Raw genomic sequence first — 24048 nt, forward strand, 5'->3', positions numbered from 1 at the left:
GGAATCATGGCGGACGTGCCGTCACCGTCTTTCGCGTTCGCCTCCGACAACGCCGCGCCCGCTCATCCGAAGGTCATCGAGGCGATCACCGCCGCCAACTCCGCGGCGGTCGCGTCCTATGGTGACGACGCCGCCACCCAACGCGCCACCGAAGCCATCAAGGCGACGTTCGACTCCCCCGACGCCGACGTGCTGTTCGCGCTGACGGGCACGGGCGCCAACATCATCGCCCTCGCCTCGGCCGTGAGACCGTGGCAGGAAATCCTGTGCAGCGACATCGCGCACTCACTGGTCGACGAGGCCGGTGGCCCGGTCCGCCTGTCCGGCGCCCAGCTCACCAAACTGCGCAGCGACGACGGCCTCATCGACCCAGCCGAACTCGACCGCGCGGTCACCCGCCGGGGACCGGTCCATCACTCGCAACCCCGCATCGTCACGATCACGCAGTCCACCGAGAACGGGCGCCTGTGGACCCCGCAGGCGATCAAGGACTTCATCGACCACGCCCACGACCTGGAACTTCTGGTGCACGTGGACGGATCCAGGATCGCCAATGCGGTAGCGGCGCTGGACATCCCACCACGCGAAGCCATCGGCGACGCCGACATCGTCACGGTCGGGGGCACGAAGAACGGCATCCTGCTCGGCGACGCGATCCTGGTACGCCGTCCCGAGCTGTTCGACGGGATTCCCTTCGTGCAGAAGCAGATCGGCCATCTGGCGAGCAAGCAGCGCTTCATCGCCGCCCAGTTCGAGGCCCTGTTCGGCGATGGCTTGTGGCTCCGAAACGCCGACCACGCGAACCATCTGGCCGCCCGGCTCAGCGTCGGTTTCGAAAGCCTTGGCCTGCGGCTCGCCGCCCCGACCGAGGCCAACGAAGTGTTCGTCGACCTCGATCCTCGTGAGTATCACCAGCTGTCGACGGCGTATGCGGTTCACCGGCCCGACCCGATGCTGCCGACGGTGCGGTTCGTCTGCTCGTGGGCGACCAGCGAGCGCGAGGTCGATGATGTGCTGCGTCTGCTCGGTCAGGTGTAGACCGGCTGCCCGTCGTCGCCGATCCGGTACTGTTCGGTGCCCTCGTGCACGCGGGCACCGTCGACGCCGAGTGCGACGGCCACCTTGTTGCACGCATTTCGCATGACGTCGAGCGTCAATTCGATTGCCTCGTCCCGGGAGAAGTGCTCGAGCAGCGAATCACCCGACACCCGCGACGGTGTCCAGATCAGGGCGTCGACGTAGCGCAGTGCAGCCTTGTGGCGTTCGGACAGCTCGGAATTCTCGTAGTGGTCGATCGCGGAGAACATCGTCTCGGTTGCGCCGGCCTCCAACGCGCCGGCCTCGCGCAGTGACTTGCACAGCCGGCAGTTGTGCTGGCGGGCGCCGCGCAGCCGCACGATCTCGGATGTCACGGGGTCGAGCGCACGCATCCGGCCGACCGCGGGCACGAAGACGTCGATCACATAGTCAGCGGGAGGGGTGTCGTGGTCCCAGCTGCCCGGCTCGACCGGCACGTTCACCCCGATCGAGCTCAAGCCCGCGAACACCCGGGGTACGAAATCGGCGATGAAGATCAGCGTGGTGACGCCAAAGACGTTGGCGCCCAGCAAATCCCCGAACGCGGCTCGCTGGGCGTCGCTGATGGCGGTCACATCAGCACTGAATTGCTCGGCGAACTCGGTGACCATCGGATCGACCGCGCCACCACACGATTCGGCGGGCAGCGGCGACAGTCCGACAGTCGAGGCGCACGCCTCGCGAATGTCGGCGTTGACATCGGCCAGTCCCGGCGGCGACAACGCCACCAGGCGCGTCAACTGACTCAACACACCGGCAGTATCCACCACCGATGCCGCCGGCGGGGAGCTTTACCGCGCCGCCGCTGATGCCTGTGCCATGGCGTCCAGCCCCGACGCGTAGCTTTCCTTGACCACCTCGAGGTGCACCCAGCTGTCGACGACGCCGACCCCGGACAGTGCCCGCACGGCGTCAAGGATCTCGACCAACTGCGCCGCGGAGAACGCGCGCACGGTGACCAGCAAGTCGAAGCGACCCAGCGTGCGAGCCACGAATATCACCGAGCGCATCGCCAGCAGCGCCGAGACGACATCGTCGGCGGCGCCGGTGAGCCGGATGCCCAGCCCGAGTGCGCTCTGCCGGTCCTGCCCGGAATGCCGGACCACCGCACCGATCCGAACCACCTGCGACTCGACGAGCCGCACCACGCGACGCCGAGCACCCGCAGGTGACAGTCCGACGGTCTCGGCAAGTTCCACGTACGACGCCCGGCCGTCGTCCTGCAGAGCACGCAGCAGCGCCAAATCGACGTCGTCCACCTCGACGCTGACCTCACCGACCGGCCCGACCACATCGCGCAACACCTCGACGTACGTGAGTGTGTCGACGCCGACGACACCCGCCATCGCCCGCATCTCATCGATCACCCCGTCGATGTCGCGAATCGACGCGACCCGCACCTCGGCGATCAACCCATAGGCACCGCTGGTCAGCGAGAGGAAGGCGACGTCGTCGCGGCGCGCCAGAGAGGTTGCGATGCGGGCGGCCGGCCCGTCGACCGTCACGCTGACATGCGCCAGCGCGCCACGCCCCAGCACTGCGGGATGCACCACGCCGCGCACCACGACCTGCCCGCTGGCGATCAGCCGCTGCATGCGGGCCGCGGCCGCCGATCGCGACAACCCGACGCGACGCGCGATATCGCGGTGCGTCAACCGCCCATCGCCCTCGAGCAGGCTGACGATCGCCTCGTCCACCTCATCCATCTGAATACCGCCTGAAATTCAGTCGAAGATTTTTACTCACCGGTCGTCCGTCACAAAGATCAATGGCAGGCCCTAGAACCGTACTTTCTGATCTTAATGCCGGATCCCACGCGCATATCGAAACTGGCAACACGGGTGTAACGAGCGAATCGATTGCGCGCGCCGACCTGCGGGTTTACCGTAACGCACATCACACTTCGCCCTCCCCGCGCAAGGATCCCCATGGCTGACACTCCCCCGATCAGGCCCAAAGTCACCGAGGTGGAAACGCACGGCGTCGAACCGATACCCGACGCCGAGCGCACCGCCGGTCCGCTGGACCTGTTCCGTCTGGTCTTCGGCGGCGCCAACACGATCGCCACGGTGGTGCTCGGCACGTTCCCGATCATCTTCGGCTTGTCGTTTCGCGACGGTCTGCTCGCGACGCTGGCCGGCTTGATCCTTGGCTCGTTGATCCTGGCGCCGATGTCGTTGTTCGGCCCACGCAACGGCACCAACAACGCGGTGTCCTCGTCAGCGCACCTCGGTGTGCACGGTCGCGTGGTGGGTTCGTTCCTGTCGCTGCTGACCGCTGTAGCGTTCTTCTCGATCTCGGTGTGGACGTCGGGCGACGTACTCGTGGGCGGGGCGAACCGCGCGATCGGTCTACCCCAGAACGACATTGCGGTGGCTGTCGCGTACGGCATCTTCGCGCTGCTGGTGCTTGTGGTGTGCATCTACGGATTCCGATTCATGTTGTTGGTCAACAAGATCGCCGTGATCGCGGCCACTGTGCTGTTCCTCGCGGGAATCGTGGCGTTCGGCGGCATGTTCGACGCGAGCTATGCAGGCACCCTGCCGATGGGCGATCCGCTGTTCTGGCCGTCGTTCGTCGGTGCCGCGCTGATCGTGATGTCGAATCCCGTGTCGTTCGGTGCGTTCCTCGGCGACTGGGCGCGCTACATCCCGCGGGACACCCCGGCGTGGAAGACCATGGTGGCCACGATCGCCGCGCAGTTGTCGACGCTGGTGCCGTTCCTGTTCGGTCTGGTCACCGCGACCGTGATCGCCACCCACGCACCGGACAACTTTGCCGCAGGCGACTATGTCGGTGGGCTGCTGACCGTCTCACCGGGTTGGTACTTCGTGCCGGTCTGCCTCATCGCGTTGATCGGCGGCATGTCGACCGGCACTACCGCCCTCTATGGCACCGGCCTGGACTTCTCGAGCGTGTTCCCCCGCTTCAGCCGCGTTCAGGCGACCATCTTCATCGGCTCGATCGCCATCGTGTTCATCTTCATCGGCCGGTTCGCTTTCAATGTGGTGCAGAGCATTTCGACGTTCGCCGTACTGATCGTCACGTGTACCGCGCCATGGATGGTCGTCATGATGATCGGCTGGTTCACGCGCCGCGGTTGGTATGACTCCGACGCCCTACAGGTGTTCAACCGCAGGCAGCGCGGAGGCCGCTACTGGTTCACCCACGGCTGGAACTGGCGCGGTTTGGCCGCCTGGCTCATCGCGGCCGCGCTGTCGATCTGTTTCGTGAACCTGCCCGATCAGTTCGTCGGGCCACTTGGCAATCTCGCCGCAGGCATCGACCTGTCGATACCGGTCGGCCTTGGCCTCGCGGCTGTTCTCTACCCCGCGCTGCTGTGGGCATTCCCCGAACCCCGCGACGCCTTCGGCCCCGACGGTCCGCGCGGCGTGCCTGCCGGTGCGCCCGCCGACATCCCGATCGTCAGTGACGGCAAGCCCGAAATCACCACAACCGCAGAGGAAGTGACAGCATGACCGCCCCGATCGGACCCGTCGACGCGTCGAAGATCCCGCGCTTCGCCGGCCCGGCCACCTTCGCCCGACTGCCCCGCCTCGACCAGGTGACAAAAGCTGACATCGTCGTCGCCGGCGTGCCGTTCGACTCGGGTGTGTCCTACCGCCCCGGCGCCCGCTTCGGCCCCACCCACGTCCGGGAATCCTCGCGGCTGCTGAGGCCGTACCACCCGGGCCTGGATGTGTCGCCGTTCGATCTCGTGCAGATCGCCGACGCCGGCGATATCGCGGTCAACCCGTTCAACATTCACGAGGCGATCGAGACCATCGAGGGCGCCGCCCGCGAACTCACCTCTGATGGAACGAAACTCGTGACCATCGGCGGCGACCACACCATCGCGTTGCCGCTGCTGCGCGCGGCCGCCGCCAAGCACGGCCCCGTCGCACTCGTGCACTTCGACGCCCATCTCGACACCTGGGACACCTACTTCGGCGCCGAGTACACCCACGGCACCCCGTTCCGGCGAGCCGTCGAAGAGGGCATCGTCGACACCGAGGCCCTGTCGCACGTCGGTACCCGCGGCCCGCTGTACGGCAAGAAGGATCTCGAGGACGACCGGCGCTTCGGGTTCGGGATCGTCACATCATCCGACGTGTACTACCAAGGTGTGCGCGAGGTCGTCGACAAACTCCGCCAGCGCGTGGGCAACCGGCCCGTCTACCTGTCGATCGACATCGACGTGCTTGACCCGGCTCATGCACCGGGCACCGGAACCCCGGAAGCCGGCGGCATGACGAGCCGCGAGCTACTCGAGATCCTGCGCGGCTTCCGCGGGCTCAACCTGGTCGGCGCCGACGTCGTCGAGGTCGCCCCGGCCTATGACCACGCCGAGATGACCGGGGTGGCCGCCTCGCACGTCGCCTACGATCTGGTGTCCCTGTTAGCGCTGGGCAAGGAGGGCTGAGGTGCGTAACGGCGGCGACGTCGTCGTCGAAACCCTGACCGCACTGGGTGTTTCGCATGTGTTCGGCATCCCTGGCCAGAACGCGCTCGGCCTGTTCGATGCCATCCGGCGCTCCGACCTGTCGTTCATCAGCTCACGAGTGGAGAACAACTCCGCATTCGGCGCCGACGGCTACAGCCGCGTCACCGGAAAGATCGGCGTGCTGTTCCTGTCGACCGGGCCGGGCGCGCTCACCGCGCTCGGCGCACTGCAGGAGGCATACGCCACCGGCGTGCCGATGCTGGTGATCGCGAGCCAGGTGCCCCGATCGGGCATGGGTTTGCGCCGCGGCATGCTCCATCAACTCGACGACCAGAAGGCCAGCGCGGTCAACGTCACCAAAAGCGTTGCCACCGCGCGGAACGCCGCCGAGATCCCCAGTCTGATCGCCGACGCCTACGCACTGGCGCTGTCGGCGCCGGCCGGGCCGACGTGGGTGGAGATCCCGCAGGATGTACTGCTGGAGCCGACGTCGGTACCGCCGGTCGCCTCACTGTCCGCGGCCCCGTGGTACCGCGCCGCGCGGCCCGAACTCATCGAGGAAGCCGCGACAGCGCTGAACAGCGCCGAGCGGCCGGTCATCCTGGCCGGCGGCGGCGTGCGCCGCTCCCCCGGCGGGCCGGATGCCCTCCTTGCGCTCGCCGAAAAACTCGGCGCACCGGTGGTTTCGACGGTGGGCGGCAAGGGCGCCATACCGTTCGACCATCCGCTGTCGGCCGCTTCCTGGATCGAGGACCGCTACACCACCGAACTTCTGGAGAACGCCGATGTGCTGCTGGCCGTCGGCACCGCGATGGGCGAGGTCACGAGCAACTACTTCACGTTCGCACCACGCGGCCGGCTCGTTCACATCGACGCCGAATCCCGCGTGCTTGAGGCCAATCACCCCGCGCTGGCGATCCACGCCGATGCCGCAACGGCGATGCGCGCGTTGACCGAACGCGTGCACGCCCGTGACACGAGCGCGGGCGCGGCACAGGCCGCCGAGCTCCGAAAGGCGGTGCAGGACAGGCTTGCCGCACAAGATCTGACCACCGAACTGGAACTCATGTCCGATCTGCGCGCAGCCGTACCCGCAGCCACCCACACGTTCTGGGACATGACGATCGCCGGGTACTGGGCCTGGTCGGCGTGGGACCCGCAAGACGGCGCGTTCCATTCCGCGCAAGGCGCGGGCGGTCTGGGCTTCGCCTTTCCCGCGGCGCTGGCCGCCGCGATCGCGACCGGCGAGCGCGCCTTCGCGATATCCGGCGACGGCGGCGCGATGTACTCCATCGCCGAACTCGCCACGGCACGTCAGCACGACGCCGGCATCACCTGGCTGATCGTCGACGACGGCGGCTACGGGATCCTGCGGGAGTACATGACCGCCGAGTTCGGCGAGGCCACCGCGACCGAACTGGCCCGGCCCGACTTCGCCGCCCTGGCAGCAAGTTTCGGCATACCAGCACATACGGCCACCACCGACAACATCGGAGACGTCGTCGCGGCCACCTTCGAGACGGACGGCCCCGCCGTTGTCGTCCTGCCCGCAGTACTGCGCATGTTTGCTCCCACCCACCACCCGGAGTCCGAGCCCACCCCACATCTAACGAAGGAATGAATCCGTGGGTAAACCAATCGATATCGCGATCGTCGTCATCTACCTCGTCGCCATGCTCGCCTTCGGGTTCTGGGGTAAGACCCGCACCAAGGACTCCGCGGACTTCCTCGTCGCGGGCCGTCGCCTCGGCCCGACGCTCTACACCGGCACCATGGCGGCCGTCGTGCTCGGCGGGGCGTCCACCGTCGGCGGCGTGGGTCTCGGCTACAAGTGGGGCATCTCGGGCATGTGGCTCGTGGTCGCGATCGCCGTCGGCCTGCTGGCCCTAAGCCTGTTCTTCGCCGGACCCATCCAGCGCCTGCGCGTGTACACCGTCGCGCAGATGCTCAGCCTGCGCTACGGCGTCGACGCGACGTCGGCATCCGGTGTGGTGATGGCCGCTTACACGCTGATGCTGTCGGTCACCTCGACCATCGCCTACGCGACGGTGTTCAATGTCCTGTTCGGCACTGGCCGAACCGTTTCGGTGATCATCGGCGGCGCGGTCGTCATGCTGTACTCGGCGATCGGCGGCATGTGGTCGATCACGCTCACCGACATGGTGCAGTTCATCCTCAAGACCATCGGGGTGTTCTTCCTGCTGCTGCCGTTCACCTGGCACCGGGCCGGTGGCCTGGACGGCATCCGGGAGCGTGCCGGTGACGCGTTCTTCAGCCTCACCAACATCGGCACCGAGACCATCATCACGTTCTTCGTCGTCTACAGCTTCGGAATGCTGATCGGACAAGACATTTGGCAGCGGGTGTTCACCGCGCGCTCACCGCAGGTCGCGAAGTGGGGCGGCACAACGGCCGCGCTGTACTGCGTGCTGTACGGCATCGCCGGCGCGCTGATCGGCATGGCCGCATCGACGTTCCTGCCCGACGTCGAAGCCAAGGACGACGTCTACGCCCAGATCGCGGAAGCCATTCTGCCCGTGGGCATCAGCGGCCTGGTGCTGGCCGCCGCCGTGGCCGCGATGATGTCGACCGCGTCGGGCGCGCTGATCGCCACTGCGACCGTTGCCCGCACCGACGTCCGGCCGCTGCTGTTGCGCATCATCGGCCGCAAAGCCGAAACCGACGAAAACCCCGAGGTGGACGTGCATTCGGACCGCCGTTACGTCGCGGTGCTGGGTGTCGTGGTCATCGTCATCGCCGCGCTGCTCAACGATGTGGTCGGCGCGCTGACCATCGCCTACGACATCCTGGTCGGCGGACTGCTGGTACCGATCCTCGGCGGATTCCTGTGGAAGCGGGCGACGGGTGCCGGCGCGTTGGTCGCGATGGGCGTCGGCACCGTCGTGACGCTGGGCACGATGGCCATCGTCGGCGATGTCCTGGCCAACGAGCCGATCTACTACGGTTTGGTCTCGAGCCTGATCGCCTACGTCGTGGTCAGCCTCGCGACCACCCGCACCCCCGCACCCGTGCTTGCGGTGTGGGACGACCGGCTCGCCGGGCGCGATACGGCTAGCGCGGTCGACGACGTTCCCACGGCCACGTCATGAGTGCCCACACCACGAGGACAAGAACGCTGGCTGTCAGCACATAGACCGGCCACGGTCCCAATACGTCGAGCAGCGAGGCCGTCGCGGGTTTGGCGTTGAGGAAACCGTAGTTCGTCTCCGCGAAGCTGTTGAACGCCATGGTGACCGCCGCCCACGCGGCGGTCACCAACACCACGAATCGATAGCTTCGCCAGCCGGGACGCATCCCACGTCCCCACGTCAGATAGATTGCGGCCCAGACCACCAGCAGGTGGATCGACCAGAACGCCAGGAATTCATAGTGCGGGAAATCCGGGCTCTTCAACACCGGTGAGATGAGCGCCTGCGCGCTCAGGGTAAGGCCCCAGTAGTAGGTGAGCTCGTACGCCCACTGCCGCTGTGACCAGAACGCGTAGGCACCGACGACGGTTGCGAGGTCGGTCAGGCGCAGCGGCACCGACCGTTCGATCGACGGCGGTATCAGTGTGTAGACGAGCATCGCGACGTAGATCGCGGCCGTCAGCACACCGAGAACGCAGCCCAACACCCGCGACTGCTGCGCGGTCTGCCTGCGGCCCAGCCACACCAACAGCACCGCCACAAGGGCGAACACCGCGATGGCGGCCCAGTAGGACGGGCCGTAGGCGGTGAATTGCCGTTGCGCCATCGCCGTTCCTACGTCATTGCGCTTGGCTCACCGACGACATGTGGAAATCGGGTATGCGCAGAGTCGGCATCGATGCCCGTGTCGCCCAGTCGCCCCATTCGCGGGGCAGGGTGATTTCGCTGATGCCGGCCTCGGTGGCCCGGCGCAGCAGGTCCAGCGGGCTCTCGTTGAACCGGAAGTTGTTGACCGCGCCGGTGACCTCGCCGTCCTCGACGAGGTACACGCCGTCGCGCGTGAGCCCGGTCAGCAGCAAAACGGTGGGATCGACCTCGCGGATGTACCACAGCGTCGTCAGCAGCAGCCCGCGCTCGGTGCCGGCGATCATATCGGCCAATTCGGCTGTGCCGCCGGTCATCAAGAGATTGTCGGCGGGTGCCGTCACGGGCGCGCCGTATTCGGCGGCCACCGCACGCGGGTAGGCCAACGCATTGACCACGCCGTCGCGGATCCAGTCGACCCGGCCGATGTCCATGCCGTTGTCGAAGATCGACACCCGCTCCGATGAAGTCGGGACCGCGACAAACGGCTGGCACGCCAGGGATTCCGCGTACGGATCGGAGTACAGCGTCAGCCCGAGGTCGGTGAGCTTCTCCCCCACCCGTGTTCCGCCCGGCGCCGACAGCGCGGTCCGGCCTTCCTGCGCGCCGCGCCCGTCCATGGTCCAGGTCAGATAGATCATCATGTCCGCGACGGTCGACGGCGGCATGATCGTTTCGTACCGCCCGGCCGGGAGTTCCACGGTCCGCTCGGCCCAACTGAGCCGCAGCGACAAATCGTCGAGCAGCGAATCGACCTGGACATCAACGAAATCGGGTGTGCTCACCCCGGCCCATGCGCTGGCGCCGTTGCGTTTGGCGTTGATCTCGACCGAGCCGGTCGGCTGGCTGTAGCGCCGCCGCAAGCCGCTCGACGTCGCCACGAACGTCGTCTCCAGCACATGCCGGGCATACCCGTAGAGCTGGTCGGAACCGCGGAAACCCTTGGCCAGGTCGCCTGCGATTCCGGCGAACACCCGCGAACCGGTGCCGGGTACCGGTGCGTCCCAATCCGCAGGCCCGGCATCGGGCGGCAGCGCCGGCGCCGCGTCGCGCGCTTCGGGCGCCGCGAGCGCGGCTCGTCGGGCGGCGGCGACGAGCTCGGGGATCACCGCGGGGTCGACCTCGCTGGAGCGCACCGATCCGACGTGGGCCTTCTCGCCTTGGCGCACAATCGAAATCACGGTGGTCGTGCGGCTGACGGTCTCGCCGTTGGTGGTCATCGAATTACCCGCCCAGCGCAGCGACGCACCTGCGCGGTCGGTGACCAGCACGATCGTTTCCGCGCCGGGCCCGGCCGCATCCAATGCGATGTCGACGACCTGCTGTGCGTCGATCATCGGCCTCCCTCCGTCCGGGTATTGAGGACTTTGACGCCGCGGAACAGGGCGCTCGGGCAGCCGTGGCTCACCGGCGCCACCTGACCGGGTTGCGCCTTGCCACAGTTGAACGCTCCGCCGAGCCGCCAGGTCGACTGCCCGCCGACGGCCTCCATGGAACCCCAGAAGTCGGTCGTGGTGGCCTGGTAGGCGACATCGCGCACCTGCCCGTCGAGGCGGCCGTCGCGAATCCGGTAGAAGCGCTGGCCGGTGAACTGGAAGTTGTACCGCTGCATGTCGATCGACCAGGATTTGTCGCCGACGATGTAGAGCCCGTCGGAGACCCGCGAGATCAGGTCCTCGGTGCTCAGGTCGTCCGGCCCGGGCTGCAGCGAGACGTTGGCCATCCGCTGAATCGGCACGTGGTGCGGAGAGTCCGCGTACGAGCAGCCGTTCGAGCGCGCCTCGCCGAGTCGCGGGGCGAACACCCGATCCAATTGATAGCCGACAAATATGCCGTCACGCACCAGATCCCAGCTCTGCGCACGCACGCCCTCGTCGTCGAATCCGACTGTGGCCAGGCCGAACTCGACGGTGCGGTCGGCGGTCACATTCATCACCTCCGAGCCGTACCGCATGGTGCCGAGCTTGTCCGGAGTCGCGAACGACGTTCCGGCGTAGGCGGCCTCGTAGCCGATCGCGCGGTCGTATTCGGTGGCATGGCCGATGGATTCGTGAATCGTCAGCCACAAGTTGGACGGGTCGATCACCAGGTCGGTCGGACCGGCCGCCACTGACGGCGCCTTGGTCTTCTCGGCCAGCAGCGACGGCAATTCGGCCAACTCCGAGGTCCAGTCCCAGACGCCATCACCCGCGACTGCCTCCCAACCCCGCGCGGTCGGCGGCGCAAGCGTGCGCATGGTTTCGAAACTGCCTGCCGCGGAGTCGACCGACACCGCCTCGAGGGTCGGCAGCACCCGCACCCGCTGCTGGGTGATCGACGATCCGAACGTGTCGGCGTAGAACGTCTGCTCCTTGACCGCGTGCATGCCTGCCGAGACGTGGTCGACGCCGTCGGCGGCCAGCAGCCGCCCGGAGTAGTCATCGAGAACCGCGATCTTGTCGGCGGCCGCCACGGTGAACGGGTCGGTGCCATATTCGGACACCCACGTCACGTCGGTGTACACCGGCTCGGGCGCGAGTTCGATCCGTTCGCCGTTCAGCTGCGACAGCGTCGTCGCGACCTCGACGGCACGCCGCGCCGTCGCCGCGGCCACGGTCGCATCGAGCTCGGCATGAGAGGCGAACCCCCACGTCCCGTCGACGATCACGCGCACCGCAAGGCCGATCTCACGAGTGATCACCGATGTCTCCAGCTCACCGTCGCGCAGCTGGATGAGCTCGGTGGTGATGCGGTGAATCCGCAGATCGGCGTAGCTGGCGCCGACGGCGACCGCGGCGGCCAGCGCCGCGTCGGCCAACTCGAACCGGGGCAGGCCGAGGAAGTCGGCGTCAACTTGTCGCTGAGCTGTCACGCCTCCCCACATTAAACGGTGCGATCAGATCGGGGTCACAACGACGACGGCCGGAAGCCGTCCGATGAGGACTGGCTTCCGGCCGTCGGCGGTTCTGTTCAGTTCGCGCCTGCCTGGCCCGCGGTCTGCACCAGCGTCGCCGAGGGAGCGGCACCGCCCAACTGGCGGGCGACGAAATCGGCTGCCTGGACGGCCATCCCGTTGACCTTGTAGGAGCTGTGCGCCCCGCGGTCGAGGCCGCCGGGGAAGCACACCGGGTCGCCGGTCGCACACAGCTGAATGGTCTTGGCCGCGTAGGGGGCTCCGATGGTGATGGGCGGCGCGTTGCGGTCGGCCAGGCTCAGGAACCAACTGTCGGGTGTCCCGAACAGGGCCACGGCTGCGACGTGGGAGGCGACATCGGCAGGCATCGGACCGGACAACCCAGCGGGCAGCACGTATCCGGCGGGCACACTGCTGGACGTCGTGTACCCGGCAACAGCGGCACCTTGCGAGTACCCGCCCAGCACGATCTTCGTATCGGGGCAGCTTGCCGCGATCGACTGGATCCTGTTGCTGGCGTCGACGATCCCGTCGACCGCCTGTCCGAAGTTCAGCGATGCCGGATAGTTCACCCCATACACGTCGACGGATTTACCGGGCAGTTGCGCGGTGAGCGCGTCGACGAACGCCTGGCCGGTGGCCCCGACGCCGGGCGCTTCATTGGTGCCACGGGCGAAGACGACTTCGACATCGGCGCACGCGTCGGCCGCGGCATTCGCGGTCGCGACCGGCCCGGCCAGCGTGCCGACGACGATTGCGGCCAATGCCAGCACGGCGAAGAGCGCGGACTGTGCTGCATTGGTGATCAGGGTGCCCTTCCGGGCGTGGCGCGGTGTGTTCATGAGTTGGTCCCAGCCCCTCGTTCCCGTTTGCCATCGCCTCGGTGTGGTAGTGGCAACTACTTGCAACAAGTCGAACGAAGGCGCCCACGATTCCGGTCAGTCAAGTGATGTACGCCACCTGAGCAAAGAGTCATCAGCGGGATTGCTCGGGCAGATTCGCGCGTTGGTTAACCGCTCATCGACCCTGCCTCGACCCAGCGTGGCGGCGATTTGATTAGTTAGGCTATCTTATCGTAAGGTGTCGACCCGCCGCCGTGTCATCTCCGGCCGCGCACGGTTCACACCAATCTTCGAAGGGGTCTGCGTCATGTCCGTGCAAATGATCGAACGGCCGGCACCGCCGAAGGGCGGGGGCCTGCTCATCGCGGTCCTTGCCGCCGCGGGCGTTGCCGTGTCGCTCATGCAGACGCTCGTGGTGCCGCTCGTCCCGCAGTTGCCCGACCTACTCGGCACGACGCCGGCGAATGCGTCCTGGGCGGTCACCGCCACACTGCTGACCGGCGCCGTCGCCACACCCATGTTCGGCCGGCTCGGAGACATGTTCGGGCCCAAGCGGATTCTCGTCGTATGCGCGGTCATCCTCACGGCTGGGTCGGTGATCGCCGCCATGACGAGTTCGCTCGCACCACTGGTGATCGGCCGCGCTCTGCAGGGGTTCGGCGCACCCGTGATTCCGCTGGGCATCAGCGTGCTGAGGGCCGCTCTCACGCCCGACCGGGTGGGTGGCGCGATGGGCATGGTGAGCGCCTCACTCGGCGTCGGCGGAGCGCTCGGCCTGCCGATGTCCGCTGTCATCGCCGAGCACCTGAGCTGGCACGCATTGTTCTGGTGCGCCGCGGGTCTCGGACTGATGTCGTGCATCCTGTTCGCCACCCTCGTCCCCGACATCGTGCCGTCGGCGTCGATGGGCCGGTTCGACGTCCTTGGCGCGCTCGGACTCAGCGCGGCACTGCTTCTGCTGCTGTTGCCGATCTCGAAGGGCGCCAGCTGGGGATGGACGAGCCCGATGACGTTGGGCCTGCTGATCGGATCCGTCGTCGTCTTCATCGTCTTCGGATGGTGGCAGTACCGCGCACCCACCCCGCTCGTCGACATGCGCACCACACTCAAACGGCCCGTGCTGCTGACCAACCTCGCGTCTGTCGCGGTCGGCTTCGGCATGTTCGGCACGAGCCTGCTGGGTCCGCAACTGCTCCAGATGCCCGCGATGACCGGCTACGGCCTGGGTCAGTCGATGGTGATGGCCGGCCTGTGGATGGCGCCCGGCGGCTTGGCGATGATGGCCACGTCCCCGATCGCGGGTCGGGTCATCGCGGCGCGCGGACCGCGGTTCACTCTCATCCTCGGAGCGGTCATCATCGCCGTGGGCTACCTCGGCGGCACGCAGTTGCTCGGCTCCCCGGCAGGCATCCTGGTCTTCGGCGTCATCTGCAGCACCGGCGTGGGCTTCGCCTTCGCCGCGCTGCCGACACTGATCAACGCCGCCGTACCCGTGTCGGAAACCGCGGCCGCCAACGGCATCAACTCTCTCGCGCGATCACTGGGCACATCGACGTCCAGTGCGGTCACGAGCGCCGTGCTCGCACAGATGACGGTCATGGTCGCCGGGCACGCCTTCCCCACACTCACGGCGTTCCGAACCGCCATGCTGATCGCCGGGTGCGCCGCGCTCGTCGCCGCCGTCATCGCGATGACGATCCCGACCTCGGTACCCGCACCCGCGCCGTCCACCGTCGAACCCGTACTGGCGCCCGTACCCACCCGCCGCAGGGCGCAACGACTCGAGAACGTGCTCACCGCACTCGGCCGCCAGGCGGCGGTCGCGTTACAGATTCCCTCGACCCCATATCGGCTCGATCGCGGCGATTACGTCATCGCCTCCTACCTCGGCGCCGCCCGGCCGCTGACGTTGGAAGAGCTGGCACGCGAGGTGGACAGCCCGACCACGGCAGTCGACGAACGGATCTCCACACTCATCCGAGACGGCATGGTGAGCCGGCTTCCCGACACGGACCAAGCCGCTCCCCCGCGGTTCGCCCTCACGTCAAGCGGTCGCGCAACCTTCGAACGGCAGCGGACGCTGAACATCTCCAGGCTCGAGTCCATCGTGTCCCGTTGGGACGACGGCGATGTCGCCGCGCTCATCGGGTATCTCGGGCGCCTGTCCGACGGAATCGACGAGGAACTGCGGCGCCAGAATGCCGTCGCGACGGATGCGGCGGCACACACGGCGCCCCACGGGATGTCACCGCACGCGCCTACCACGCCGATGCGGACAGCGCGCCCTCCGCGTGCCCAACATCCGACCCGGCCCGCGCCACGATCACTCCGGGATCGCTGGAGTGTTCCGAATCGCCGGGGATGATCTCGCGGCCCAGACAGGATCGCCACTGCGGCAACGCCGTCCGTGACTGCGAATCGCCTAGCACGGCATGGGCTGCCGTTTCGGACACGGAACGGCGGTGACAGTCGGTGTCGCGAACGTGATCGCACGGGACGATTCGGGTTCAGCGGCGGCGGTGGGGTCCACTTCGACGTCATCGCCACTGACGGAGCCGGACGTGGCCTCCTCGGATGCCACCAACTCGGGGGTACCGGGTGTTCAGAGGTGGACAGTCGCGTTGCCGCCCTTGCGCTTCGCGTGGAACATCGCGCGGTCGGCTCGTTCGATCATGCCGTCGAGCCATGCTGCGGAGGTGGTTCCTGACATTGCGAGGTGACCGGCTTCGCCGATGGTGATGCCGACACTGGCGGTCACCGGATGTTCGGCCGGTGCGCAGATCGCGTACCGGACGGTGTCCAAGTCACTTCGATCGCGGCGGCTGGATTCGGTGCGATCGACGATAACGAACTCCTCGCCGCCGATTCGTGCCACCAGCGCGCTGCCCCGGACCGTCGATTTGATCCGTCGTGCACAGCGGACCAGGACCTCGTCGCCAACCGTGTGGCCGAAGGTGTCGTTGATGTCTTTGAAGCGGTCCAGGTCGACTACCATCACGGTGAACTCGGTGCGGGGAGTGGCGTCGCGTAACAGTTCGCCGATGTGCAAGTGCAGACCTCGTCGGTTGAGCAGTCCGGTCAGCGCGTCGGTGACCGACTCGTTGGCGTCGGTGCGCAGGGCCCAGATTCCGAACTGAATGCCCAGAGGTGTCGCGAGCACTGGGGCAACCGCGGTGAGTGTGCTAGCTGTGAATGTGGTCGTGTCGAAGTTCGCATGGCCGGCGGCTCGCACGGTGAATGCCGTTGTTGCCAGCAGGATCCATGTCAGATGCCCTACAAGGGCTTTGGGGCCGTCGAAGAACATCAGGTAGATCGAGATCATCGTGAACGCGTTGAACCCGAATAAGCCCAGCAGCCAACTCGAGTCCGCGATCGCTGTGATGGCGATTCCGATGTCGGCGGTGATGACGAAGGCCAGCGATGTCCGGCGTGACGGCCATGGGCGAACACACCACGCCACTCCCCAGCCGATCTGCAGCAAGCCGAAGATCGCGACTACAACAGCTGAGGCGCGCGACGTTGCGAACGGCATCAGAATCCCAAGGCAGATCACGCCGTTGAACGCGGTGCCTAACCCGATGAGTGTCCGGATTGCCTCGTACATGGACCGTTTGGCGAAGTATTGCACCTGCGCTGGGTAGTCGACCGGCTCACGCCACCAGTCACGGAGCAGTCCGACGAACCCTGCGTAGCTCCCCGAATTCGCCAGCAATCCGTACTCCTGTGTGCGTACCGTCAAAAAGCCTGATCGGATGGAACTGCCGCGCATCCCGCAGAACTGCAGCAATCAATCGAAGACAATATCTGAATTGCCGAAACGGTCAATATGCAGCCCTTTCCGATCTCTTGAGGCGGATCGGTCGCATGATTACTGCGTATCGGTTCAGCGAACCGGAGTAGCGCTTGCAGCCGCCGGGCCAGGCGTCCTGATCATCGGCCAGATGGTGCGGGAGCGGCAGGGTTCCTATTCTCACCACGAGCTCTGTCCGACCCTACTTCGTGCCGTCCTGACCGACGGACCACCACTGGCGCCACTCCGCATCGGGCTCTAGCGAGACCAGCTCGCAATGGGCAGATGAGGTGAAGCCCGCGTGGCCGCTCGACACCAGCACCCGCTTTAATGGCTCGATGGCCACCTCGCGTGTCCGGACGACAGCATTGGGGTACGCGCTTGTCGCGCCCAGCCTGTTCGGTGTCGTGGTATTTCTTTTGCTGCCCATGTTGGTGGTGGCGTGGTTGAGCCTGCACCGCTGGGATCTGCTCGGCCCGATCGAGTATGTGGGACTGGACAATTGGAGCTCGGTACTCACCGATTCGTCGTTTGCGACGTCGCTCGTGGTCACGCTGCTGTTCATCATCTTGGTCGTGCCGACGCAAACCGTGCTCGGCCTGGTCGCGGCAAGCATGCTGGCAAGGGGGCTACCGGGAACCGGATTCTTCCGCACCGTGTACGTGCTGCCGTGGATCTGCGCGCCGCTGGCCATCGCCGTGCTGTGGCGCTGGATCCTCGCGCCCACCGACGGTGCGCTCAGCACAGTCCTCGACACCCGCATCGAATGGCTCACCGACCCGGCCCTGGCGTTGCCCGTAGTCTCGGCGGTCGTCATCTGGACCAATGTCGGCTACGTGACACTGTTCTTCCTCGCAGGCATCCTCAACATCCCCGCCGACATCCACGATGCCGCCCGTACCGACGGGGCCGGCTCGTGGCAGCGGTTTCGCCACATCACGCTGCCGATGCTGCGCCCCACCATGTTCTTCGTGCTCGTCACCGGAATCGTCAGCGCCGCCCAGGTATTCGACACCGTGTACGCGCTCACCGCGGGCGGGCCACAGGGCCGCACCGACCTGATCGCACACCGCATCTACGCCGAGGCATTCGGCGCGGCCGCGGTCGGACGCGCCGCGGTCATGGCCATCGTGTTGTTCGCGCTGCTGGTCGGCGTCACGATCGTTCAACATCTCTACTTCCGCCGCAGGATCAGCTATGACCTCACGTAACGTCATCGTCTACGTCGGGCTGCTCCTTGGCGCGGTGATCACGCTGCTGCCGTTCGGATTGGGGTTGCTGACGTCGTTCACGTCGGCCGATCAGTTCGCCACCGAATCCCCGTTGTCACTGCCGAAGCCGCCGACGCTGGAGAACTACCTCGGGCTGGCCGACGCCGGGTTCGGCCGGGCTTTCGTGGTAACTGCCCTGGTGACGTCAGTCATTCTGCTCGGCCAGTTGGTGTTCTCGGTGCTGGCCGCCTATGCCTTTGCCCGCCTGCGGTTTCCGGGACGCGATGTGCTGTTCTGGGTGTACGTCGCGACGCTGATGGTGCCGGCCACGGTGACGGTGGTGCCGCTGTATCTGATGATGGCCGAAGCAGGGCTGCGCAACACATTCTGGGCGCTGGTGCTGCCGTTCATGTTCGGCTCGCCGTACGCGGTCTTCCTGCTGCGCGAGTATTTCCGCTCGATCCCGGGCGACCTGATCAACGCCGCTCGTCTCGACGGCGCCAACACCCTCGACGTGATCATGCACGTCGTGGTGCCGGCGAGCCGGCCGATCCTGGTGACGCTGGCGTTGATCACCGTGGTTTCGCAGTGGAACAACTTTCTGTGGCCGTTGGTCATCACGAGCGGAAGCAAGTGGCAGGTGCTGACGGTGGCGACCGCAGGACTGCAGACCCAATACAACGCGCAGTGGACACTCGTGATGGCGGCGACGACGGTGGCGATCGTCCCGCTGATCGTGCTGTTTGTCGCGTTGTCGCGCAACATCGTCCGCTCGATCGTCGTGACGGGCATCAAGTGAGGCGATCCACGCAGCTGGCCGCCGGCCTTGCACTCACCATGGCGCTCCTGTTGGTGGCGGCCATGCTGCTGGGCCGCGACACCGAACCATCGGGTAAGACCGTGGTGACCGTGCGGCTGTGGGATCCGCAGGTCGCGGAGGCGTACCGCGAGTCCTTCGACGCGTTCAGTGCAGACCATCCCGACATCGAGGTGCGCGTCAACACCGTTGCGTATTCGTCGTATTTCGACACGCTGCGCACCGATGTGGCGGGCGGCAGCGCCGACGATATCTTCTGGATTTCCAATGCCTACTTCGCGGGGTATGCCGACAACGGCCGGCTGCTCGATGTCGGCAAGCTCCTCGGGCCGAACGCCGCGCGGGCGTGGGAGCCGTCTGTCGTCAACCAGTTCACCCGCAACGACACGCTCTGGGGTGTACCGCAACTGACCGACGCCGGCATTGCCGTCTACTTCAACGCCGATCTGCTTGATGCCGCCGGCGTCGGCCTCGCCGAACTGCCGACGCTGCGCTGGTCCAATGGGCCAGACGACACGTTGCGGTCACTGCTGGCGCGGCTCACCCTCGACGAAGCCGGCCGCACGGCGGCCACCCCCGGCTTCGACGCGAACCGGATTCGACAGTGGGGATACAACGCCGCCAACGATTTGCAGGGCATCTATCTCAACTACATCGGCTCTGCGGGCGGGATCTTCGCGATCGGTGACCGGTTCGCGTTCAACAACCCGCAGTCCGTCGAAGCGTTCGAGTACCTGGTCCGGCTGATCAACGAAGACCACGTCGCGCCCCCGGCGTCCGACACCAACAGCAACGGGGACTTCTCCCGCAGCGCGTTTCTGCAGGGCCGCATGGCGTTGTTCCAGTCCGGCACCTACAACCTGGCTGCCATCGCCAACCAGGCCCGCTTCCGATGGGGCGTTGTGATGCTGCCGGCCGGGCCGAAAGGGCGGGTCAGCGTCACCAACGGCATTGCGGCGGCGGCCAATTCGGCCACCCCGCATCCGGACGCGGTACGAGCGGTGCTGGCGTGGATGGGCAGCAAGCGGGGCAACGAATTCCTTGGATTGCGTGGCGCCGCCATCCCGGCGGTGCTGGCCGCCCAGCCCGTGTTCCACGATTACTGGAAGGCACGTGGTGTCGACGTCAGCCCGTTCTTCCGAGTGCTGCGCGGGCCCCGTATCCCCGCTCCGGGTGGAGCCGGATTCCCGGCCGGCTACGAAGCCATCAAGCCGTACTTCGACGAGATGTTTTTGGGCCGCGGCGACGTAGCGACCACGCTGGCCGATGCGCAGTGGGCCGCGAACACCGCTGCCACGCGGTAGTCGCCTCGGATTCATCCCACGGTTCACAGCTAATCGGTACTGTGGCCAGATGTCTGAGCACGCCAGGGCATCCCGCCGCGTCCGCCTGACAGTGGCAATGTTTGCGATTGCAATGTTCGTACCTGCCTGCAGCGCGGGTCCCCTCGGCGACTCGACACGTCCCGAAGCACCCCAGTCCGAAGCGGGATATGCGCCGGCCCCGGCCGCACCCGCACCGACAGGTGGCCCCGGTTTCAAAGAGGCGCCCCAGCCCGCCGATTCCAACCGAGACGTCGTCAAGACCGCGTCGATGACGATCACCGCCGCGAACACCACCGCATCGGCCGACAAGGCCGTATCGGTCACGACCGACGCCGGTGGGCGCGTCGACAGCCGATCCGAGGACGCCGGGTCCAGTTCGGGCCGCGCCCGCATCGCCCTCGTGCTGCGCGTGCCGGTCACCAAACTCGATGCCACGCTCGACGAGTTCAAGAAGCTGGGCACGGTCGACACCGTGGAGATCCGGGCCGAAGACGTGACGTCGCAACGGGTCGACCTCGATGCGCGCATCACCGCGCTGCAGACCTCGGTCGACCGCCTGCTGGGAATCATGCGTGACGCCAGAGATCCCGATGCGCTCATCAAAGCCGAGGAGGCACTGTCGCAGCGGCAGGCCGACCTCGACAGCCTGCGGGCTCAGCGCACACAGTTGGGCGACCGGATCGATTACAGCACGGTCAATCTGGAGTTGGTCGCCGAGCAGGTCGGTGGCCCGACCGAGCAGTACCACGGATTCTTCGGCCAGGTCGAGCGAGGCTGGGACGGACTGGTCGCGGTGGCATCCGGCGCGGTCATGTTGTTCGGCCTGATGCTGCCGTGGCTGGGCGCGCTCGTCGTCGTCGCCGCCATCGGCTACGCCGTCATCCGGCTGGTGACGTCGCGGCGGGGCTGACTATCCGCCGCGTCGCGGCAAGCTCGTGCCCAACACCGTGAGCTCCAACGCGAGCGCGGAGCCGCACACCACCGCGAGCACCGCGAACGCGATCCAGTCGCGCGATTTGGGCCGTGACGGTGCAGCCGAAATCTGCCCGGCGCCACCGCGTGCGGTAATGGCGTCACCCATCTCGTCGGCGCGCCGAAGCGCCACGGTCACGGCGGCCGCCAGCAGGTCGATGAGATCGGACACCAACTGCCGGATGCGTGCGCGCAGCGTCTCGGCGCGCTCCTTGGGCCGCAGTCTGCGCGCCGCATACAGCGTGCGGAACTCGTCGATGAGCATCGGGAAAGCCCGCAGCGCAAGAGCAATGGTCACCGCCCAGTCGTCGACCGGGATGCGGAACAGCCGCAGCGGCCGCCCCAATGTCGCGACCGCTGGCGCGATATCGGCGACGTTGGTCGTCCACGACACCAGCGCCCCGAGCCCGATCAGCACGAAGGCGAGCGCGGTGACGCGCAGGAAGTTCAACAACCCGCCGAGCCCGATCTGCATCGTGCCGACATCGATGACCGGGTCACCACCGGCGAACGTTGCGGTCAGCCCACCCAGCGCGATCACGATCCACAGCCACACGGGAATCGTGGGCACCGCACCGCGCGGGATGTGCGCCAACCTCCCGACCACCAGGGCCAGCACCGCGACGAACGCAATGGGGACCCAGCCCGGGTAGAACGTCAGCAACACCCCGATGACGGCGACGGACAGCAGTTTGGTGCCTGCCCACAATTGATGGACGACGCTCGTGCCGGGTACCGGCCGCAGCAGCACAACCGGTTTGCGTTGTCCGCGAGTCGGTGCGGTCACAGCGCACCCCCGGCCGCGGTCGGTGCGAGCGCCAACCCTCCGTCACGGAGGTGCAGTGTGCGTGGGCACAGTCCCTCCAGGCCGGAGAAATCGTGCGAGATGACCACGACGGTGAGCCCGCTGGTCCGCCGCAGGTCCTCCAGCAGCCGCAAAAGCCCGCGTTGGCTGGCGGCATCGAGACCGGCCAGTGGCTCGTCGAGGATCAGTGCGCGGGGCGAGCGGGCCAGCAGCCCGGCCAGCACGACCCGACGCATCTGGCCGCCCGAGAGTTGGTCGATGCGGCGCTTGCCCAGCGCCGGGTCGAGCCCGACGGATCCCAACGCCGCGGCGACGCGGTCGTGATCGTGCACCGAGAAGCCTGCTGCTGAGGCGATCTCACGTTCGACGCTGCTGCGCATCAACTGAAGCCGCGCCGCCTGGAACGACAGCGCCACCGCACCCACCTGTTCGGACACCGGGGCACCGTCGAGCAGGCACGCACCGTAGGTCGGAACGGTCAGGCCCGCCATGATCCACGCCAGGGTGGACTTGCCCGAGCCGTTGAGACCGTGAATGAGCACCCCGTCGCCCTCGTTCACGGTGAAGGTGATGTCGTGCAGAGCCGTCTTGGCCCACGGCGTTCCGCTCGCGTATTCGTGTCCGACGGCGGTGAGTTCCAGCACGGGCTCGCCCGGGTGGTGGGCGGCCATCGACCCAGCCGGCACGGCAGCACTCTGCACCATGTCGGTGTTGTCGGCGGTGCCGCCGTTTCCGCTCAGGTTGACCGTGCGATCGGCAGTTTCCGCTTCGTCGTTGTAGTGCGTGATGTGAACGAGCGACATCTGGTGATGGTCGGTGAGACCCGACAACACGTTCATCAGTGTTTCGCGGCCCTGCTGATCGACCATGCTGGTGATTTCGTCCGCGATCAGTAGCGAGGGCTCGCGCGCGAGCGCACCCGCGACCGCGAGTCGCTGCAGTTCGCCGCCCGAAAGCCCTCCGGTGTCCCGCTCGGCCAACCCGTCCAAGCCGACCTCGGACAGCAGCTTGTCGACGTCCGTCGTCGTTCCCGGCGGCAGCCCCCAGACGACGTCGTCGGCGACCCTGCTCCCCAGCACCTGGCTCTCGGGGTGCTGCATGACCACCGCGGTGCCGCCGATGCGGCCGAGGCCAACCGCCCCCGGCCGCTCCACGGCACCCGATGACGGGTCTCGACCCGCGAGGATCAGCATCAGGGTGGTCTTGCCGGAGCCGTTGGGCCCGGTCACCGCGACGTGCTCGCCCGGTTGCAGCTCCATCGAGACGGGGCCGAGCGCGTCGTGGTCGACGCCCGGGTACCGGAACGTGACGTCGGTCAGCCGGGCCGGCACCGGGCCGATCGCCTGCTCCGCGCTGTCGGCGTCGAGTTTGTGCACGTCGGGTACACCGGTCAGCCGGGTGAGCACGCGCGACAACGCCCACCAGCCGACGAGGCTGACGAACGTGATGCTCTGGATGCCAATGGCCAAGAACAGCAGCGGCCAGTAATCCAGCAGCGTCGAGAAGCCGTTCTTGAGTGGCTCGGCAAGCACGTCCAACACCGGGATGCGGGCGAGAATGGCGGCCAGACCGTCGATGTTGGCGGTCATCGAGTCGAAGATCAGATTGCGGAGCCGCGACAGCACGGTCAGCGCGAGCACCGCGGCTGCGCCGAAGATCGCGCCTGCGACGACCGCGGCGGCGAGCACCGTGGGGGTGCCCCGGCCTCGGCGTTTGACGACACCGGTCAGTCCGCCGATATAGGCGCAGTTGATGACGGTCATCATGCCGCCCATGCCGGCGATCAAGAAGGCGATGGTCGCACCGGCGATGGTCGCCGCGACGAGCACGCGCAATCGGTACCGGTACGCCAGCAGCCCCATCGGCACCGTGCCGAGCAGTGATACACCCCGCGCGAACGGCACCACAACGGCGATGATCGCGGTTGCCGCACACAGCGCGGCCATGACGGCGGCCTGCGCGAGTTCACCGGGAGTCATTCCGCGCCGAGGCGCACTCACCGGTGGTTTCGCGGTCATTTCTCGATTCTGCCAGGAGGTAAGACGAGGCTTACCCGGCCGTGGTGTGACGGCCGACAC

Annotated in this window: 19 protein-coding genes; 10 read left to right on the top strand and 9 right to left on the bottom strand. The window is 67.0% G+C overall.

Annotation, left to right across the window (positions count from 1 at the left end):
• Positions 1-6 precede the first annotated feature (6 nt).
• A complete protein-coding gene (locus tag ACRCUN_RS14955; RefSeq protein ID WP_462142427.1) occupies positions 7-1038 on the top strand; it encodes a threonine aldolase family protein in 1032 nt (343 codons plus the stop codon).
• Here ACRCUN_RS14955 and ACRCUN_RS14960 read toward each other — a convergent pair.
• Entirely contained in the window at positions 1029-1847 is an 819-nt protein-coding gene (locus ACRCUN_RS14960; protein ID WP_462142428.1) for a carboxymuconolactone decarboxylase family protein, read from the bottom strand. The two genes, ACRCUN_RS14955 and ACRCUN_RS14960, sit on opposite strands and share 10 nt — an antisense overlap.
• Before the next feature lie 21 nt (positions 1848-1868).
• Positions 1869-2783, bottom strand: coding sequence for an Lrp/AsnC family transcriptional regulator (locus tag ACRCUN_RS14965; RefSeq protein ID WP_462142429.1), 915 nt, complete (start codon positions 2781-2783; stop codon positions 1869-1871).
• Positions 2784-3005: 222 nt separating this feature from the next.
• On the opposite strand from ACRCUN_RS14965, the gene ACRCUN_RS14970 reads away from it, so the two are divergent.
• The 4 genes from ACRCUN_RS14970 to ACRCUN_RS14985 are packed head-to-tail and all read left to right on the top strand — an operon-like array spanning position 3006 to position 8631.
• Complete coding sequence (locus tag ACRCUN_RS14970; RefSeq protein WP_462142430.1) at positions 3006-4556, top strand: purine-cytosine permease family protein; 1551 nt, start codon at positions 3006-3008, stop codon at positions 4554-4556.
• Positions 4553-5500, top strand: a complete 948-nt coding sequence (speB, locus tag ACRCUN_RS14975; protein ID WP_462142431.1) for an agmatinase — start codon at positions 4553-4555, stop codon at positions 5498-5500. Before ACRCUN_RS14970 ends, speB begins: the two co-directional genes overlap by 4 nt.
• A gap of 1 nt (position 5501) precedes the next feature.
• Positions 5502-7142, top strand: a complete 1641-nt coding sequence (locus tag ACRCUN_RS14980) for a thiamine pyrophosphate-binding protein (protein WP_462142432.1) — start codon at positions 5502-5504, stop codon at positions 7140-7142.
• Positions 7143-7158: 16 nt separating this feature from the next.
• Positions 7159-8631, top strand: coding sequence for a sodium:solute symporter family protein (locus ACRCUN_RS14985; RefSeq protein WP_462142630.1), 1473 nt, complete (start codon positions 7159-7161; stop codon positions 8629-8631).
• On the opposite strand, the gene ACRCUN_RS14990 is transcribed toward ACRCUN_RS14985, so the two are convergent.
• From ACRCUN_RS14990 to ACRCUN_RS15005, 4 genes are all read right to left on the bottom strand, one after another.
• Complete coding sequence (locus ACRCUN_RS14990) at positions 8594-9277, bottom strand: YwaF family protein (RefSeq protein WP_462142433.1); 684 nt, start codon at positions 9275-9277, stop codon at positions 8594-8596. The two genes, ACRCUN_RS14985 and ACRCUN_RS14990, sit on opposite strands and share 38 nt — an antisense overlap.
• A 13-nt stretch (positions 9278-9290) precedes the next feature.
• Entirely contained in the window at positions 9291-10652 is a 1362-nt protein-coding gene (locus ACRCUN_RS14995) for a metallopeptidase TldD-related protein (RefSeq protein WP_462142434.1), read from the bottom strand.
• The gene (locus ACRCUN_RS15000; RefSeq protein WP_462142435.1) at positions 10649-12178 is read right to left on the bottom strand and encodes a TldD/PmbA family protein; all 1530 of its coding nucleotides are present in this window, start codon (positions 12176-12178) and stop codon (positions 10649-10651) included. Before ACRCUN_RS15000 ends, ACRCUN_RS14995 begins: the two co-directional genes overlap by 4 nt.
• Positions 12179-12264: 86 nt before the next feature.
• Entirely contained in the window at positions 12265-13050 is a 786-nt protein-coding gene (locus ACRCUN_RS15005) for a cutinase family protein (RefSeq protein ID WP_462142436.1), read from the bottom strand.
• Positions 13051-13357: 307 nt separating this feature from the next.
• Between ACRCUN_RS15005 and ACRCUN_RS15010 the strand changes: the two genes are divergently transcribed.
• A complete protein-coding gene (locus ACRCUN_RS15010) occupies positions 13358-15415 on the top strand; it encodes an MFS transporter (protein ID WP_462142437.1) in 2058 nt (685 codons plus the stop codon).
• A gap of 237 nt (positions 15416-15652) precedes the next feature.
• On the opposite strand, the gene ACRCUN_RS15015 is transcribed toward ACRCUN_RS15010, so the two are convergent.
• Entirely contained in the window at positions 15653-16789 is a 1137-nt protein-coding gene (locus ACRCUN_RS15015; protein WP_462142438.1) for a GGDEF domain-containing protein, read from the bottom strand.
• A gap of 389 nt (positions 16790-17178) precedes the next feature.
• Here ACRCUN_RS15015 and ACRCUN_RS15020 point away from each other — a divergent pair, with 389 nt between their 5' ends.
• The 4 genes from ACRCUN_RS15020 to ACRCUN_RS15035 all read left to right on the top strand — a co-directional run bounded on the left by ACRCUN_RS15020 (position 17179) and on the right by ACRCUN_RS15035 (position 21103).
• Positions 17179-18051: a carbohydrate ABC transporter permease gene (locus tag ACRCUN_RS15020; RefSeq protein WP_462142439.1), complete on the top strand. Its 873-nt coding sequence runs from the start codon at positions 17179-17181 to the stop codon at positions 18049-18051.
• Positions 18038-18850 carry a carbohydrate ABC transporter permease gene (locus tag ACRCUN_RS15025; protein ID WP_462142440.1) on the top strand — a complete coding sequence of 271 codons (813 nt, stop codon included), beginning with the start codon at positions 18038-18040 and terminating at the stop codon, positions 18848-18850. The genes ACRCUN_RS15020 and ACRCUN_RS15025 overlap by 14 nt, the downstream gene beginning before the upstream one ends.
• A gap of 38 nt (positions 18851-18888) precedes the next feature.
• Positions 18889-20172, top strand: a complete 1284-nt coding sequence (locus ACRCUN_RS15030; protein ID WP_462142631.1) for an ABC transporter substrate-binding protein — start codon at positions 18889-18891, stop codon at positions 20170-20172.
• Positions 20173-20284: 112 nt separating this feature from the next.
• Complete coding sequence (locus ACRCUN_RS15035) at positions 20285-21103, top strand: DUF4349 domain-containing protein (RefSeq protein ID WP_462142441.1); 819 nt, start codon at positions 20285-20287, stop codon at positions 21101-21103.
• On the opposite strand, the gene ACRCUN_RS15040 is transcribed toward ACRCUN_RS15035, so the two are convergent.
• Together ACRCUN_RS15040 and ACRCUN_RS15045 are read right to left on the bottom strand one after the other, a co-directional pair.
• Positions 21104-21952 carry an energy-coupling factor transporter transmembrane component T family protein gene (locus tag ACRCUN_RS15040; RefSeq protein WP_462142442.1) on the bottom strand — a complete coding sequence of 283 codons (849 nt, stop codon included), beginning with the start codon at positions 21950-21952 and terminating at the stop codon, positions 21104-21106.
• Positions 21949-23988: an ABC transporter ATP-binding protein gene (locus tag ACRCUN_RS15045; RefSeq protein ID WP_462142443.1), complete on the bottom strand. Its 2040-nt coding sequence runs from the start codon at positions 23986-23988 to the stop codon at positions 21949-21951. Before ACRCUN_RS15045 ends, ACRCUN_RS15040 begins: the two co-directional genes overlap by 4 nt.
• Positions 23989-24048: the final 60 nt, after the last annotated feature.

Source organism: Mycobacterium venezuelense, assembly GCF_054919535.1.